The sequence below is a fragment of the Aurantimicrobium photophilum genome, assembly GCF_003194085.1.
Taxonomy (GTDB): Bacteria; Actinomycetota; Actinomycetes; order Actinomycetales; family Microbacteriaceae; genus Aurantimicrobium; species Aurantimicrobium photophilum.
In genome coordinates this window covers 72,407-89,092 of the sequence record NZ_CP023994.1, presented here as the reverse complement: position 1 = coordinate 89,092, position 16,686 = coordinate 72,407, and the positions used below count along the sequence as shown (strand labels likewise).

The 16,686-nt window shown below is 56.7% G+C and carries 12 protein-coding genes and 2 tRNA genes; 4 read left to right on the top strand and 10 right to left on the bottom strand.

Translation table 11 applies throughout. The features are described 5' to 3' along the window. Positions 1 to 9: 9 nt before the first annotated feature. Complete coding sequence (locus tag AURMO_RS00450; RefSeq protein ID WP_110232645.1) at positions 10 to 1,623, top strand: DHA2 family efflux MFS transporter permease subunit; 1,614 nt, start codon at positions 10 to 12, stop codon at positions 1,621 to 1,623. A gap of 72 nt (positions 1,624 to 1,695) precedes the next feature. Here AURMO_RS00450 and AURMO_RS00445 read toward each other — a convergent pair whose 3' ends face one another. Then, a complete protein-coding gene (locus tag AURMO_RS00445) occupies positions 1,696 to 3,717 on the bottom strand; it encodes an acyl-CoA dehydrogenase family protein (RefSeq protein ID WP_110232644.1) in 2,022 nt (673 codons plus the stop codon). Between the two features lie 167 nt (positions 3,718 to 3,884). On the opposite strand from AURMO_RS00445, the gene AURMO_RS00440 reads away from it, so the two are divergent. Further along, positions 3,885 to 4,799, top strand: coding sequence for an EamA family transporter (locus tag AURMO_RS00440; RefSeq protein WP_110232643.1), 915 nt, complete (start codon positions 3,885 to 3,887; stop codon positions 4,797 to 4,799). Between the two features lie 60 nt (positions 4,800 to 4,859). On the opposite strand, the gene AURMO_RS00435 is transcribed toward AURMO_RS00440, so the two are convergent. From AURMO_RS00435 to pheA, 7 genes are all read right to left on the bottom strand, one after another. Further along, complete coding sequence (locus AURMO_RS00435) at positions 4,860 to 6,950, bottom strand: DEAD/DEAH box helicase (RefSeq protein WP_110232642.1); 2,091 nt, start codon at positions 6,948 to 6,950, stop codon at positions 4,860 to 4,862. A 263-nt stretch (positions 6,951 to 7,213) separates the two neighbouring features. Then, positions 7,214 to 7,305 (bottom strand) — tRNA-Ser (locus tag AURMO_RS00430). 69 nt (positions 7,306 to 7,374) lie between these two features. Further along, a complete protein-coding gene (locus AURMO_RS00425; RefSeq protein ID WP_110232641.1) occupies positions 7,375 to 8,706 on the bottom strand; it encodes an LCP family protein in 1,332 nt (443 codons plus the stop codon). Positions 8,707 to 8,740: 34 nt separating this feature from the next. Beyond that, positions 8,741 to 8,828: transfer RNA gene (locus AURMO_RS00420), tRNA-Ser, on the bottom strand. A gap of 93 nt (positions 8,829 to 8,921) precedes the next feature. Next, positions 8,922 to 9,740 (bottom strand): HAD family hydrolase, encoded by an 819-nt coding sequence (locus AURMO_RS00415; RefSeq protein ID WP_110232640.1) that lies wholly within the window; start codon positions 9,738 to 9,740, stop codon positions 8,922 to 8,924. Next, the gene (gene serS / locus AURMO_RS00410; RefSeq protein ID WP_110232639.1) at positions 9,741 to 11,009 is read right to left on the bottom strand and encodes a serine--tRNA ligase; all 1,269 of its coding nucleotides are present in this window, start codon (positions 11,007 to 11,009) and stop codon (positions 9,741 to 9,743) included. 18 nt (positions 11,010 to 11,027) lie between these two features. Beyond that, positions 11,028 to 11,972 carry a prephenate dehydratase gene (gene pheA, locus AURMO_RS00405; RefSeq protein WP_110232638.1) on the bottom strand — a complete coding sequence of 315 codons (945 nt, stop codon included), beginning with the start codon at positions 11,970 to 11,972 and terminating at the stop codon, positions 11,028 to 11,030. A gap of 35 nt (positions 11,973 to 12,007) precedes the next feature. Between pheA and pgm the strand changes: the two genes are divergently transcribed. Continuing rightward, positions 12,008 to 13,630: a phosphoglucomutase (alpha-D-glucose-1,6-bisphosphate-dependent) gene (gene pgm, locus AURMO_RS00400; protein ID WP_110232637.1), complete on the top strand. Its 1,623-nt coding sequence runs from the start codon at positions 12,008 to 12,010 to the stop codon at positions 13,628 to 13,630. On the opposite strand, the gene AURMO_RS00395 is transcribed toward pgm, so the two are convergent. Then, the gene (locus AURMO_RS00395) at positions 13,627 to 14,367 is read right to left on the bottom strand and encodes a M15 family metallopeptidase (RefSeq protein WP_239406839.1); all 741 of its coding nucleotides are present in this window, start codon (positions 14,365 to 14,367) and stop codon (positions 13,627 to 13,629) included. The genes pgm and AURMO_RS00395 overlap by 4 nt on opposite strands. Further along, positions 14,364 to 14,753: a winged helix-turn-helix transcriptional regulator gene (locus AURMO_RS00390; protein WP_239406838.1), complete on the bottom strand. Its 390-nt coding sequence runs from the start codon at positions 14,751 to 14,753 to the stop codon at positions 14,364 to 14,366. The genes AURMO_RS00395 and AURMO_RS00390 overlap by 4 nt, the downstream gene beginning before the upstream one ends. Positions 14,754 to 14,861: 108 nt before the next feature. Here AURMO_RS00390 and AURMO_RS00385 point away from each other — a divergent pair, with 108 nt between their 5' ends. Then, positions 14,862 to 16,685, top strand: a complete 1,824-nt coding sequence (locus tag AURMO_RS00385) for an MDR family MFS transporter (RefSeq protein ID WP_239406837.1) — start codon at positions 14,862 to 14,864, stop codon at positions 16,683 to 16,685. Position 16,686: the final 1 nt, after the last annotated feature.

Below are 16,686 nucleotides of genomic sequence, written 5' to 3'. Positions count from 1 at the left end.
ATTGAAACAATGACTTCTCCACGCACACGCTGGTTCGGCCTGCTGTTTATCAGCCTTTCTGTCTCCCTCATCATCGTCGACTCGACCATTATCAATGTGTCGATTCCTTCAATCATTGAAGACCTCGGAATCACCAGCACCCAGGTGCAGTGGGTCCAGGAGTCTTACACTCTCGTCTTTGCTGCACTGATCTTGGTATTCGGTGCACTGTCTGACCGCTTCGGCCGTCGCCGCCTGCTCATTATCGGTATGACGATCTTCGTTATCTCCTCGGTGATTGCTGGATTCTCCGAAGATGGCAACCTGCTCATCGCAGCACGTGTGCTCCAGGGCTTCGGTGGCGCGATGGTTCTGCCCACCACCTTGTCTCTCGTGAACGCCAACTTCCAGGGCAAAGAGCGCGGTATCGCATTCGCAGTCTGGGGTTCCACCATTGGTGGAATGGTGGCCGTTGGCCCCCTTCTCGGTGGCTGGCTCACCACGGACTACTCATGGCGCTGGGCTTTCGGAATCAACATCCCTATCGGCATCATCATCATCATTGGTGCGTTGCTCACCGTTCCTGAATCCAAGGAAGACTTAAACACTGGACGCATCGACTGGATGGGCGCGGTTTACTCAGTCATCGCCATGTCGACCCTGGTCTTCGGTCTCATCGAAGGTCGCACCTACGGCTGGTGGGAAGTCAACAAGCCCTTCACCGTTGGTGATTGGACCTGGCCTGGCAAGGTTTCCATCATTCCTGTGATGTTCTTGGTCTTTGTACTTGCAACGACACTATTCATTACCCACGGTGCTGCTCGCCTGAAGAAGGGCAAACCAGCTCTCATCGCCTTCAAACTGTTCGGCATTGCCTCTTTCCGCAACGGAAACATCGCAGCGATGGTCATTGCGTTGGGTGAATTCGGCATCATCTTGTCTCTGCCACTATGGCTGCAGTTCGTTATCGGTTATGACGCTCTCCAGACCGGTTTCGTTCTGCTGGGCCTCGCAGGTGGAGCATTCGTAGCTTCCGGTCTTGCCGGTGGACTCTCTGGCAAGGTCTCTCCTGTTGACATGGTTCGCCTCGGTATCTTGCTTGAAATTGTCGGTGTTGCCGGTGTTGGTTTTGCCATCAGCCCCACAGCAACCTGGATCAACGTTGTTCCATGGCTCTTCGTCTACGGAATGGGTGTGGGGTTGGCGACTGCGCAGCTGACCAACGTCGTTCTCAAGGATGTTCCTGTTCAGGAATCTGGTCAGGCTTCAGGAACGCAGAGCACTGCTCGCCAGCTTGGCTCGGCGCTCGGTATTGCTGTGCTGGGAACAATCTTGTTCACCTCCGTCCAGGTTGAGCTCACTCAAAAACTTACCGATGAGAAGCTTCCTGCAGCTCAGGTCACTCAAGTTGTTGACTCTGTCGTTGACAGTGCTGGTGGAGCGATTATCGGCCTCGAGCAAAACCCTGAGACGCAGCCCATCGCAACGGCGGCAAAGGTCGCCATCTCTGATGGAACTCGCTATGGTGCATTTGCTGCAGCAGGATTCCTGGGACTGGGCTTCCTCGCCACCCTTTCACTCGGAGCAACCCGCAAGGTTGAAGTGGAGAAGATTCACGAAGGTGGAGACGCTCACGTCATCTAGTGAGAACACGCTTAACCGAAAGAGCCGGCTCCCCAGGGGGCCGGCTCTTTCGTGCTTGGAGGCGAGGTGTGTCTAATGTTTTTCGGGAACGGGTGCGGTGCCGCTGGCTGCGAGCTTCTCGTAGTGGTGACGTGCTTCTTCTTGGCGAATGCCCTCGATGCCAGTGGCAATCTCTGCGCGCAGGTGCTCGGGTCCATAACCAAAAGAGTCAACGAGGTCCTGAGCGTGTGTGCGCAAACGCGTAATCAACCGATCAACATAGGCGGTCACCGCCTCAGCACGCTGTGCTGAGAGGCGTCCCTTAATCAGATACCACGACAGGTTCTTCTCAATGGTGTGAAGTCCGAAGAGGTCGCGGACCCAGGTCAGCACCTGTTTGGTCCCTTCGTCTTCGATGCGGGAGAGGGCGTCAGTGAAGGCTTCCCACTGCAATAAGTGTCCGTGAGCAGATGCTGCCTCGATGAGTTGGCTCTGCTTCTGGTTGAAGACCTCTGCTTCAGTTCCGGACTTTTTAGCGTCACGCAGATCGAGAGCGATTTCCGCGATGATGGTTTCGACGCGATCGGTGAGTAGATCGCGCTGCACCTCAGGATCACGCAGTTCATTGACAGCGCGTGCTGTTGATCCGCGGTCGTGCACGTTCTGGCCGAGGCGGCGCAAACCTGAGCCGGTCACAGCTCGCTCGGTAACCTGCTCCATCATGAGGCGGGCAAGCGTTCCGGTGTCTGCATCCTTGAACTTGCGGCTGTAGTCGGTGAGTAGACGTTTGGCTACGAGCTGTAAGAGGACATTGTTGTCTCCTTCGAAGGTGACATAGATGTCCATGTCAGCACGAAGTGCTGTCAATCTATTCTCTGCCAGGAAACCCTGACCTCCACATGCTTCGCGTGCTTCCTGCAAGGTGTTCAGAGCATGCCAGGTCGACAATGGTTTGAGCGCTGCGGCCAGGGTTTCAAGATCTTGACGGTTGTCATCAGTGTCATCAGCGCCACTGAAGACGGAATCAAACTTCTCGAGAAGGACTTCTTGAGAGAAGGCCTGAGCATAAGTCGTGGCAATGAGCGGAATCAGTCGGCGCTGGTGACGCTGATAGTCCATCAGAACTGTTTCAGACTGTCCGGCCTGTCCGAACTGGCGGCGTTCATTGCCATAGGTCACCGCAATCTGCAGTGCGAGCTTGGAGGCATTGACCGCAGCCCCATCCAGGGAGACGCGGCCTTGCACCAGCGTTCCCAACATCGTGAAGAAGCGTCGACCGGGGCTGGCGATGGGAGAGGTGTAGGTTCCGTCTTCAGCAACATCGCCGTAACGGTTGAGCAGATTGGTTCGGGGAACCCGAACATTGGAGAAGTGCAGACGACCATTATCGATGCCGTTCAAACCACCCTTGAGACCATCGTCTTCGCCGCCAATACCGGGGAAGAAGTTACCGTCGTGGTCGCGCAGCGGAACATAGAACGCGTGAACGCCGTGGTTCACGCCCTTGGTAATGAGCTGGGCAAAGACAACGGCTGCTTTGCCGTGCAGGGCCGCGTTGCCGAGGTAGTCCTTCCATGCGCCGCGGAACGGTGTATTGATTACCCAGTCCTGAGTTTCTTCGTCATAAGTTGCCGTGGTGGCAATCGAGGACACGTCCGAGCCGTGACCGGTTTCGGTCATGGCATAGACGCCGGGGGTTTCGAGAGTGATGGCCGAAGGCAACCAGAGTTCGTGGTGTGGCTTGGTGCCTAAGTGCAGGATTGCTGCAGCGAAGAGTCCCCACTGCACACCTGACTTGATCTGCATAGAGGGATCAGCAACTACCAGTTCCTGGAAAGCGGCGAGATTTCCACCGTGATCTGCTTTGCCACCAAACTCAACAGGGAAGGAGAGATTGACCTGTCCGTTTTGCACCAGCAGTTTGAGCTGTTCCAGAACGCGTGCGCGGTGTTCGTCCTTGGTAAGACCGGGAATGCCCTGCATCTCAGGGCGTCCGGCTAGTTCACGCGAAGCGAGGCGGATATCTGCCCATTTACCGAGCAAAAAGCGTTCCAGAAACTGACGGTCAACGGTTGCTGACTCGTTTTCTGTCTCCATTTTGTCGATGACTGACATGGTGTGGAACCTTTCGAGGTGAATATCTACAACTCCAGACTTATTGCACCGTAAGCAACGACACTCAGCAACATGGGTGTGGAGCTTCTACAACCAACAGGGCGCAAGCCTGTGTTTTGTTTGTTGTTTACGCACCGTGGCTCTCAGGAAACACTTAGGCTGGAACAATGCTCACCGTCCTCTTTGGCCTCTCTGGCGCCCTTGTCTTTGGTAGCGGCGACTTCCTGGGCGGAATGGCCTCAAAGCGCATGGGCGCATTCCTCGCAACAGGTGTTGCTGGTGTGGTGGGCTTATTTGTCTTGTTTGGCCTGAACCTGTTTGTTCCTGGTGAAGTCACCCCAGAAACAGTGTTCTGGGGACTTATTTCAGGCGTCTGTGGCTCTCTTGCCATCTTGTTGCTGTATGCAGCACTGGCCATTGGCCCGATGAGTATTCTCTCTCCGCTCGGCGCCCTCATCTCAGCGATCTTCCCCGTGCTGTGGGCAATCTTTATTGCGGGCGAAACCTTGGCATGGTTTGGCTATCTTGCTCTTGGAATTGGCGCCATTGCCATTGTGTTCGTGGCATTCACTCCAGAAAAAGAAGCCGTCAAGCCACGTCTGCGCGGAATCATCTTTGCGTCAGTTTCGGGCATCTTGATTGGCCTCTTCCTCATCGTGATGGATCAGGTTCCGCAAGGAGCCGGTGTCTACCCGCTCGTATTCAACCGCTTCGTCAATATCACCATCATGTTCAGTGCCGTCGGCGGCATGGCTTTGATTCGCTGGGCACACAAACGTGGCTACTTTGGCCGCGACGGTAAGCCACGAGCTGATCTGGTTGTGGGCGACAAAGGTGTTCTTGATTACAAGAACGGCATCCTGCTGGCGCTGGGCTGTGGAATCCTCGATGCGACCGGAAATGCCCTGCTTCTCTTTGGTATCCAGACAGGAAACCTCAGCGTGATGTCTGTTCTCACCGCGATGTATCCGGCAGGAACCATCATCTTGGCTGCTGTGGTACTTCGCGAGAAGATCACCAAGCTCCAACTCTTGGGTATGGTCCTGGCATTAGCTGCTGCAGGCATGCTGGCTCTGAGCTAGTAACTCTTTACACAAGAAGAGCCGCACCCCAAAGGGGTGCGGCTCTTCTTTGTTTCAGACTTAGACAGCCGATGACGCGAGCTGGTCGAGCAGCTCGTCACCTGGCTGAGCAGGAATCATCTCTGCAGAGATTTCTGCGCGGCCCAAGAGTTCGTTCATACGACGCTGGCGGGTGCGAGGAATGATGGTGACCACCGTTCCCTGCTTTCCCGCACGACCGGTACGACCGGAGCGGTGCATGTAGGTCTTGTACTCATCTGGTGCATCAGCCTGGATGACCAGGTCAATGTCGTCGACGTGAATACCGCGAGCAGCAACGTCTGTTGCCACGAGCACGTTCACGCGACCACTGGTGAGCAGCTGCAGGTTACGAGTACGACGTGACTGGTTGAGGTCACCGTGCAGGCTGGTTGCAGGAATTCCTGCATCCTCGAGCTGGTCAGCAAGCTGCTCTGCATAGGCGCGTGTGCGAGCAAAGATCAGAGTCTTTCCTTCACGAGAAGCAAGCTGCTCGATGACGAAAGGCTTGTCGCGGTGCTCTACAACCAAGACACGGTGGTCAATGGTGGAAGACGCCTGGTCTTCACCGGCAACTTCGTGCACTGCAGGATCCTTGAGGAATTCCTTCACGATAGCGGCAACACCCTTGTCCAAGGTTGCCGAGAACAGCAGACGCTGTCCATCAGCCTTGGTGGCACGCAGGATGCGCTGCACTGGCTCGAGGAAGCCCAAGTCGCACATGTGGTCAGCCTCATCCAGCACCGTGATGGTGATGTGAGAAAGGTCGATGTGACCCTGCTCAACGAGGTCTTCCAGACGACCGGGGGTCGCAATGATGATGTCCACGCCACGGCGCAGGCTCATCACCTGCTTGTGCTGAGGAACACCACCGAAGATGGTGGTGGTGAAGAGACCAACCGAGCGAGCGATGGGCTGCACTGTGCGATCAATCTGCATAGCGAGCTCACGGGTGGGAGCCATAATCAGAGCACGAGGTGCACGTCCCTGCTTGCGGTCCTTGCCACCGTTGTTCTCCATCAGGCGCTCAACAACAGGTGAACCGAAGGCAATGGTCTTGCCCGATCCGGTCTTTCCGCGGCCGAGAACATCCTTGCCGGCAAGAACGTCAGGAATGGTTGCAGCCTGGATGGCGAACGGTGACGCTGCACCCATCGATGCCAGCTGGCGGCAAATGTTGTCACCAAGACCGAGGTCAGCAAAGCTCACGCCATCAACATCTGCAGCAGTGGTTGCCTGTGCTTCGAGGCGCTCAAGTACGACATCCTCCTCAGGAGTGAAGCGTGCCTTCTCGTCCTTTGCAGGGTAGAAGTCAGATGCTGAACGACGAGGGGCTTCGTCCTTGTTGTAACGAGGACGGTCTCCGCCAAAGTTACGTGCGGGACGGTCGTTGCGGTCTCCATAGGAAGGGCGCTCAGAACGCTCTCCTCGGTTATATGCAGGACGTTCGTTACGGTCACCATACGAGGGACGGTCGCCGCCACGTGCATCGCGGTCAAAGCGAGGACGCTCAGAACGCTCACCGTAGGAAGGACGTTCGGAACGCTCTCCACGGTTGTAAGCAGGACGTTCATTACGGTCACCGCGAGGAGCACGATCTCCGTAGGAGGGGCGCTCGCCACGTGGTGCATCGCGGTCGTAGCGAGGACGCTCAGTGCGGTCACCGTATGCTGGGCGATCCCCACCACGGTTGAATGCGGGACGCTCAGAACGCTCACCGCGGTTATACGCGGGGCGCTCGTTACGGTCACCGTAGGAAGGACGGTCTCCACGTGGAGCACGGTCTCCGTATGCGGGACGCTCAGAACGCTCGTAACGAGGACGCTCCGTGCGGTCTCCATACGATGGGCGTTCGGAGCGCTCACCACGGTTGTAAGCAGGGCGCTCGCTACGGTCACCACGAGGTGCGCGGTCGCCGTAAGCGGGACGCTCGCCAGCGGGGGCACTGCGACGTGCGTCGCGGTCTTCGCTGTTCCAGCGGTTCTTGCGAGGAGCCTCTGCAGGTTCTGCGCGGAAGCCGCGGTGTCCTGGGCTGCGAGAACCAGCGGAAGGACCGCCGGTCTTCTTGGCGCCGTAGCGGGGTTCGAAGTTCTTTGCCGGGCGACCGCCGGCAGGTTTCTTGTTCTTAGGCATGACATTTCCTGGGTTGGATTCAAAGCAAAACAGCGCACAAACGCGCTGGAAAGAACCCGGGCAGTCTTTGGCCGGGACCGATTCACATTGAGTGACTATCACCAACAGAATTGTTGGGGAACCGGCCCACCTGACTTACAAACCCATCTGCACCACTGTGCAGTGTCAAGAGCCGACCTCTTGACTATACGGGAGAAGCCGCAAAGGTTCAAGAAAAAGTTTAAGGTTTAACCGAAAATCGCCCCGTAACGGGGCGAAGATCGTGGCGGAGACGGCGGGATTTGAACCCGCGGTCCCCTTACGAGGACTCCACCTTAGCAGGGTGGTGCACTAGGCCGAACTATGCGACGTCTCCATGTATTTCTGCAAGCAGAAGTACCTCAGCAATCATACCCGGAGGATTTCGCCGGGAATAATCGAAGTCTTATTGCTCGTTGAGCGTGCGGCCGGCAGAGCAGGTGTATTGACCTGCTGTTTGACCATTGACGGTCTCGGGAAGGACGGCAACCTCAGGTGCAGGAGTGGTAGCTGGTGCTGCTGTCGCGCTCGACGAAGATGAGGCGGAAGGAGTTGGTGAAGCCTTGGCTGCTTTTGCAGCAGCTTTAGCTGCTGCTTCTGCTGCAGCAGCTGCCTTTGCTTCTGCTTCGGGGTCAGCTACAGAACCATTACCGGTTGTTCCACTGAGGCCAATAGGCTGGTCGGCAAGGATGGCTGCGAAAAGCGCGTCAGCTTCTGCCTGGTTCGGTTGAACCTTGCCGGCATACACCCCTGCACCCCCGGTTGAGCCAGGGTATTGAACAAAGACAATGTTCTCGAGTGGGATGTCCTTGAGAGCCATCGCAATCGACACCATGGTGTCAAGGCTGTTCAAGCTGTTCGACAACGTCATGTTCGAGATGGCTGCTTTAGCCAGACCGAAAAGAGCAACAGGGTTGGTCAGCGTCTGTGCACTCTTGAGCTTGCGCACGAGTGAAGACAAGAAAACCTGCTGGTTGCTGATGCGGCCGAGGTCGCTACCGTCACCGACGCCGTGGCGTGTGCGGAGGAACTGAAGAGCTTGGAGGCCGGACAGGGTGTGCATTCCAGCGTCGAGGAAGGTTTGTGTGTATTCGTCTTCGATGGGCTCAGCAACACAGACTTCGACACCGCCAACTGCGTTAGCCATTTCGATCACGCCATTGAACTGAATCATGGCAGCGAACGGAATGCTCAGGCCGGTGAGCTCTTCAACGGTGAGAACAACACAAGGAAGTCCGCCTTCGTTGAGTGAGCCGTTAATGGGACCAGTCCAGCCACCGCCGCCATAGCCGTCGCCATCAGCGTCGGGGCACTCGGGGTAGCGCACAACCAAGTCACGAGGAATCGAGACCACGGTTGCATTGGTGTGGTCTGCAGAGATGTGAAGAAGAATGTTGACGTCGTTGAGGGTGCTGCCGGGGTCAGCATCGAAGACGTTGGCGTCGGTGCCTTCACGAGAGTCGCTACCTACCAGCAGGAAGTTCACGCCACCTTCGATGGCACCAATGTCGGGGATTTTCTGATCGTTTGCCAGGGCAACACCTGCATTTGCGCTGCGGGTGATGTCCCAGAAAGCAATACCCGCGATGGACAGGGTCGCAACGAGCACGACGGAAAGTCCTGCAGCGATGAAACCGAGAACGGTGCGCGATCCCTTGACGGGTGCAACTCGACCGTGACGAATGACAGCACGAGCAGAGCGAATGCGGCGTTGGCGTGAAGCCTTCTCTTCGCTCATCTGCTCCCCTGACATCGGCGGAAATGAAACTCTATGGCGGAGGGCGTGGGATTCGAACCCACGATGCATTGCTGCACACTGGTTTTCAAGACCAGCTCCATCGGCCGCTCGGACAGCCCTCCTTGTTGTCTTCGTAAAGAAAACAACTTGATGAGTCTACCCGAACTGCTCAGATAAGCGTTCCAGAGGTTCCTGTGAGAGCCCTGAGTTGTGGATTAAGGCAGTTTATTCAATGCCTCAAGGAGGCCCAAGTCCTGTACTTCTCCGCAGACTTCATTCGCAACGGCCTTGATTTCAGGCTCCGCGTTGCCCATGGCAACGCCACGGCCGAGTTCTGCCGCCCACTCAATCATCTGAATGTCATTGTTGCCATCTCCGGCAGCAAAGAGGCGTGAGCGAGGGAAGTCGAGTGCTTCGCGCACCTTCTCCAAAGCAGAAGCCTTAGATACTCCTTCGGGAGCAATATCCAGCCATGCTGCCCAGCCAATGGAGTAGCTGACCTGCTTGAGGCCGATGCGTTCGACAACCTGCAGGAAGTCTTCGGTGTCGTGATCAGGGGAAACCACCACAACGCGGGTTGCTTGCAGATTGAGTAAGCCCTCAAAATCGACCTGATGTGCCATCAGGGTGGGATCTACTCCGGGAAGGGGTTCGGTGAAGTAGTAGTTTCCGTGCTCATCTTCCACGGCATACTTCCCGTCAGGAAGGTGTCCCTTGATGAGCTTGAGTACCTTCTCCGGATTAAAGGTTTCGATGTAGTGCTTGATGTAGCCATCCTCGGCTAACGCATCGCGCTTGAGCAGCATGGCACCGTTGGAACACACCACATACTCAGGCCAGATATCGAGCTGTCGAAGAACCGGAATGGTCTCCACAAGTGAGCGGCCGGTTGCCAACATCACTTCGTGGCCGCGCTGCGCAGCAGCACGAACTGCATCGACTACTTCCGGTGCAACATCTCCGCGATGAGTCAGCAGGGTGCCATCAACATCGAGGGCAACAAGCCATCGATCTTCAGGCGCAACAACTGACACTTAGGAGCCCACCGGAGTGATCACGGACATGCCACCAAGGTAGGGGCGAAGGGCTTCAGGAATGATGACCGAGCCATCCGCCTGCTGGTGAGTTTCCAGGATGGCAACCAACCAGCGCGTGGTGGCCAGGGTTCCGTTGAGGGTGGCAACCGGGGCGGTCTTGCCACTTTCTGTGCGGTAACGAGTTTCCAGGCGACGCGACTGGTAGGTCGTGCAGTTTGAGGTGCTGGTGAGTTCACGGAACGCGCCCTGAGTGGGAACCCAGGCTTCGATGTCGAACTTGCGTGCAGCACTGGAGCCCAGGTCACCCGCAGCAACATCGATCACGCGATATGCCAGACCGAGTGACTGGAGCATTCCTTCCTGCCAGGCAACAAGGCGGTCGTGTTCTGCCTCAGCCTCTTCGGGTGTTGTGTAGACAAACATTTCCAGCTTGTTGAACTGGTGTACGCGGATGATGCCGCGGGTGTCTTTTCCGCTGGATCCGGCTTCGCGGCGGTAGCAGGTGGACCAGCCGGCATAACGCAGTGGGCCGTCGGTGAGGTCAATGATTTCGTCGGCGTGGTAGCCGGCGAGCGCGACCTCACTGGTGCCGGTCAAATACAGATCATCTGCGGGGAGGTAGTAGATCTCGTCTGAGTGCTCGCCCAAGAATCCGGTGCCCTGCATGATGTCGGGACGAACCAGGGTAGGGGTAATCAGGGGAACGAAGCCTGCTTCAAGGGCACGATCGAGTGCCAAGTTCATCAGGGCAAGCTCGAGGCGTGCACCAATACCGCGCAGGAAATAGAAGCGGGCGCCAGAAACCTTGGTGCCACGAGTCATGTCGATAGCGCCGAGGCTTTCACCCAGTTCCAGGTGATCCTTGGGCTCGAAGTCGAAGGTGGGGACAGTTCCCACTTCACGCAACGTGACAAAGTTGTCTTCACCACCGGAAGGAATGCCTTCAATGATGGGGTTCTGAATTTTGCGGGCAGCTTCGGTGTAGGCCTCATCAGCAGCAGTTGCTGCAGCGTTAGCTTCCTTGACCTTCGCAGCGAGCTCGGCAACCTCAGCAAGGAGTGCCTTCTTCTCGTCACCCTGTGCCTGACCGACCTTCTTGCTGAACACGTTCTGTTCTGCGCGCAGCTCTTCGAACGCGGCCAGCGCAGCACGACGGTCTGCATCTGCCTGCAAGGCAACGTCAACGAGGCCTGGGTCAGATCCACGAGCCACCTGAGAGGCTCGAATAACGTCTGGGTTTTCGCGAAGCAATACTGGGTCAATCACATGCCCAGTTTACGGTGACTAGTCGCCGAGTATCTCCGCAAGCCAAGCGCGTGCGTCTGTGAAGATGCCATCGGCATAGCGCTTGGAGTGCTCAGTGGTGACCTTGTCCGCACGAGGGTAGGAACCCAAGAAGATGACCTTGGGGCTGAAACGGCGCAAACCAAGGAGTGCATCGGCCACACGCTCGTCCCGAGCGTGGCCTTCTGCATCAATAACGAAGCGGTAGCGTCCGAACTCATCACCGATAGGGCGTGACTGAATCAGGGAGAGGTTCACACCACGGGTGGCGAACTGCTCGAGCATCTCCAGCAGGGCACCAGAGCGGTCATCAGGCAGTTCTACAATCAAGCTGGTCTTGTCTGAGCCAGTCGGTGCAGGAAGTTCTTTAGTTTTGCTCACCAGAACAAAGCGGGTCACTGCATTGGGGTTGTCGGCGATGCCGGAGGCGAGAACCTCTACGTCATAGTGACGGGCAATACCAGCTGGAGCAATCGCCGCATCTGCGGTGTCGTTTTCCAGCAGGCTAGCCGCTGCTGCCACATTGCTCGAAGAAGGAATGTGGCCGTGGTGAGGAATGCTCTTCTCTAACCAGCCGCGGCACTGTGCATAGGCAACGGGGTGAGCGTTGACGATGTTCACCTCTGCCAGGGTGGTTCCTTTTCGAGCGACGAGTTCGAACTCAACAGGAACCAGGTATTCACCAATAATGCGCAGGTTAGGAATGTTGGCAAGGGCGTCCTGGGTAGCGGTGACGCCGCCTTCGACCGAGTTTTCTATCGCAATCATGGCGGCAACCGAGCGGCCAGAAACAACATCGGCGAGTGCTTCGCCCACGTTATTGACCGAATGCCAGGTCTTTCCCGCAGCTTCAGGGACCTGTGCCAGGGCAGCTTCAGTAAAGGTGCCGGCAGGGCCTAAATAGCTATATGCCGGTGCCGTCGTTACTTTTTCTGAAGAACCCATGTCTCAAATGCTACCGGGACTGGCAAACTTGGCTTGTGACTAACCGCGCAGGAACCCAGGCCCTCCCTTCCGACCTCATCGATATTGATGCCCTCGTGAAGGCGTATTACGACCTCACCCCGGATATGAGCGTGCCCGAGCAGCGCGTCGTCTTCGGCACCAGTGGCCACCGCGGCTCATCGCTCAATGCCGCGTTCAACGAACAGCACATCCTCGCCACCACTCAGGCGATTGTGGAATACCGTGCCCTGCAGGGCATCACCGGTCCTTTGTTTATTGGTGCCGATACGCACGGCTTGAGCCGTCCCGCTCAAGAAACTGCTCTCGAGGTCCTCGCGGCGAACGGCGTGCGCACCCTCAAGGATTCTCGTGATGGCTTCACGCCAACTCCTGCGGTGTCCCACGCAATCCTCGCCTATAACAATGGCTCTCACGCTGATGAAGCCGACGGCATCGTCGTCACCCCCAGCCACAACCCGCCCCAGGATGGTGGCTTCAAATACAACCCTCCTCACGGTGGTCCTGCAGATGGCTCCGCCACCAACTGGATTGCGGCACGAGCTAACGAGCTGATTGAAGCAGGTCTCGTTGATGTGAAGCGCACCAACCCTGAAGGGCTGATCGAGGAGTATGACTTCCTCGAGCACTATGTTGCCGACCTTGAAAACGTCATCGACATGAAGGCCATCGCCGAGTCAGGCGTGCGTATCGGTGCTGATCCTCTTGGTGGAGCATCGGTTGCGTACTGGGCTGCCATCAAGGACCGTTACAACCTGAACCTCACCGTGGTGAATCCCGAGGTTGACCCTGCTTGGTCATTCATGACCCTGGACTGGGACGAGAAGATCCGCATGGATCCGTCCAGCCCCAACGCCATGGCCTCGCTCATTTCTAAGCGCAACGACTTCGACGTGCTCACCGGTAATGATGCCGATGCTGATCGCCACGGCATCGTCACTCCCGATGCAGGTCTGATGAACCCCAACCACTTCTTGGCAGTAGCTATTGAGTATTTGTTTGCCAACCGTCCCGGCTGGCGTCAAGACGCCCGCATTGGTAAGACCCTGGTTTCCAGTTCCATGATCAACTTCGTGGCAGATGGCATGGGCCGCGTGTTGTGGGAAGTTCCCGTGGGCTTCAAGTGGTTTGTTCCAGGACTTGTTGATGGCTCTGTCGGGTTCGGTGGGGAAGAAAGCGCAGGAGCTTCGTTCTTACGCAAGGACGGTACTGTCTGGACCACCGACAAGGACGGCATCATTCTTGCCCTGCTGGCAGCAGAGATCATTGCCGTCACTGGCAAGACTCCGTCGGTTCTCTATAAAGAATTAACCGTGCGTTTTGGTGACCCGGCCTATGCCCGCGTGGATGCCGCAGCGGATCGCGAAGCTAAGGCTCGCCTCGGCAAACTCAGCGGTGATGACATCACCGCAACCGAGCTGGCGGGCGATCCCATCATTGCCAAGCTTTCTCACGCACCCGGCAATGGCGAAGCCATTGGTGGCGTGAAGGTGGAAACAGAGTTTGCCTGGTTTGCCGCCCGGCCGTCAGGTACCGAAGACGTCTACAAGATCTACGCAGAATCCTTCAAGGGTCCTGAGCACCTCAAGCTCGTGCAGGCGGAAGCCAAGAAGATTGTGGACGCTGCTCTGAAGGCTTAGTAAGTCGGTGCTGGCTCGAGACCAAAGAATTCCTCGAGGGTGGCTATGCCGTTGTTGTGCATTGCGGTGGACACTTCTGTGCCGACATAACGGTAATGCCATGGTTCGAATTCATAACCCGTGATGGCTTCAGAGCCGAGCGGGTAGCGAAGGACGAATCCGTATTGCCAAGCATTGGCCGCTAGCCACTGTCCTGCTGCAGTGTCCGCAAAGCAGTTATACAAAGCACAGCCACTGCCGTCATCGAGATCCACGGCAAAACCGGTCTGGTGCTCTGAGTGGCCAGGCTTGGCCGAGTATTGATTGGCCCGCTCTTCACCGTCGCGTGCCACAAAGTTGTTGTAGGTCTGCTCCTGAGTGACATAGCTGCGATAGCCGCTGAGGATGGTCATCCAGATGCCCGCTGCTGAAGCATCGGTTGCAAGCTGTTCCAGAGCAGTTGCCGCGTCAACTCGGAGTAGTCGTGAGTTGGGGTTTCCAATAACGCCGGGAAGAACCAGGTCCCCGGCTTCATAATTCAGAGGGTTCAGTGGGCGATGCTTATTCACCACCACAGTGATGGACCCAGGATCGACCAGGTTATAGGTCGGTGTGGGAGTTGGTGTCGGTGTCGGTGTTGGGGTAGGCGTCACCGAGTGCGTCGCTGTAGCCTTCACCATTGGTTCGGCAGTCCCGGCACACCCAGAAAGTGCCAAAGCTAGTGGAAGGGCCAGAGCGATTACTGCTCGTGTACTCACGAACCCGTGTTCTCCGCGTCATAGGAATCTCGGTTTTCAATGATGAGTTCGATATTGTCGAGTGCCCAGTCAGCAAGGGCCTTCACGGGAACGATCAAAGTCCGTCCGAGCTCTGTGAGGTCGTACTCAAACCAGGGCTGACTTCCTGAGTGAACTTTCCGTTCAACGAGTCCATCTCGTTCTAGCTGGCGCAGTGTCACGGTGAGCATTCGTCGGGAGATTTTGGGAATACGGTCAGCCAGCTCGGTGTATCGCATTGGGCGCATGTTCAACATTCCCAGCAATACCAGGCTCCACTTGTCACCGATGTGAGAGAGCACAGAGAAGAAGGCGTCTTTATCGACACTATTAATGCGCTCTTTCAAGCTCAGCATGTCCTGGCTCATGTGTTCACCTCCTGCGAAGTGTGATTGGTTTCCTGAAACTCTAAGATACTATGAGTTACTTGAGTTACTTTTAGTAACCACATAATTTTCCCCAACCTAAGGCTAGGTATGTCTAAAACAGACGCTCGCGCTCTCGGCGAATCGATCATGTCCAAGCGAGAAATTCTTCTCGTGATGATCGGACTCATGTCCGGCATGTTCCTCTCCGCTCTGGACCAGACTGTTGTCTCCACGTCGATGCGCACCATCGCCGATGACCTGGACGGTATGTCTCTGCAGGCGTGGGTCACCACCGCCTACATGATCATGTCGACCATCTCGACTCCGCTCTATGGCAAGCTCAGCGACATCTTCGGTCGTCGCCCGCTGTTCATCATTGCGATCTCGGTATTCGTTCTAGGTTCACTTCTGGCCGGAACCGCCGACTCGATGTATGCCCTTGCCGGATACCGCGCTATCCAGGGTCTGGGTGCGGGTGGTTTGATGGCGTTGCCTCTGGCCATCATGGGTGACATGCTCGCGCCGCGTGAGCGTGCAAAATACCAGGGCTTCTTCCTGGCTGTATTTGGTGTCTCCTCGGTTATTGGGCCCCTGATTGGCGGTCTGCTGTCCGGAACTCCTGACATCCTGGGTATCACCGGATGGCGCTGGGTCTTCCTCATCAACGTGCCCATCGGCATCGTGGCATTGGCTGTTGTTCTCAAGGCATTGCACCTGCCCAAGACTCACCGCCGCGTGCGGATTGACTGGTGGGGTGCGGCAACAGTTATCACTGCCACCGTTCCGCTGTTAGTTGTTGCAGAGCAGGGTCGCGAGTGGGGCTGGCTCTCCACCGCATCTATTTCTTGCTACCTCATTGGTGTCTTCTCGGCGGTGGCCTTCGTCATGATCGAGCGCTCCATGGGCGATGACGCACTCATCCCGATGAAGATGTTTAAATCGCAGACTTTCACGATGTCCACCATCTTGGGTGTGTTCGTGGGCTTTGGCATGTTCGGTGCCATGATGACCATTCCTCTCTACCTCCAGCTGGTCAAGGGCGCGACGCCCACCGAGAGTGGTCTGCTCATGCTCCCCATGATCTTGGGCATGATGATTGCCAGCATCGTGAGCGGTCAGGTTATGGCTAAGACCGGAAGCTACAAGTGGTTCCCCCGCATTGGTACTGCCTTCATGATCTTGGGCTTCTTGCTCTTCACGCGTCTCACCTGGGATAGCCCCCTATGGTTCGTGATGGTTGGCATGTTCTTCATGGGCGCTGGCCTGGGTCAGCTGATGCAGACCTTGACCGTGGCCAGCCAGAACTCGGTCGGTCCCCGCGATATTGGTGTGGCCACCAGTTCCTCCACCTTCTTCCGCACCATGGGTGGAACTGCCGGTACGGCAATCTTGTTCTCTGTGCTCTTCAACACCATCCCTGAAGCATTGAAGAAAGCCTTCGAAACTCCTGCCATCACTGCTGGTGTAGCCAAGGCATTGGCTGATCCTGCGATTACCTCCAACCCCGCTAATGCCGGCATCCTTGCCGTCTATAAGGACCCCACTGCCGTGGGAACGTCCCTCGATGGCGACACTTCGTTCCTCGTGGGCGCAAATGAGGCACTGGCAAAGCCCTTCCTCGTGGGCTTCGCCGAGGCAACGGTGACCATCTACCAAATTGGTCTCGTTGTTGTTGCAATCGCCTTCATCCTGAGTTGGTTCCTCAAGGCAACTCCTCTTCGTCAGAAGTCTGCGATGCAGGAAGCAGCTGATGAAGATGCCCTCCTTATCGCCGAACGTTCAGCCGAAATGATGGGCTCCATGGTTGAGCCTGGCACCGCAACCGGCGCCATCAAGCTCAAGGAAGCTGAAGCTCGTGAAGCTGCCCGTGTGGCACACAAGGCAAAGTCGGACGCACAGGCAAAGAAGAAAGCTCAAGCTTCTCAGAAGTAAG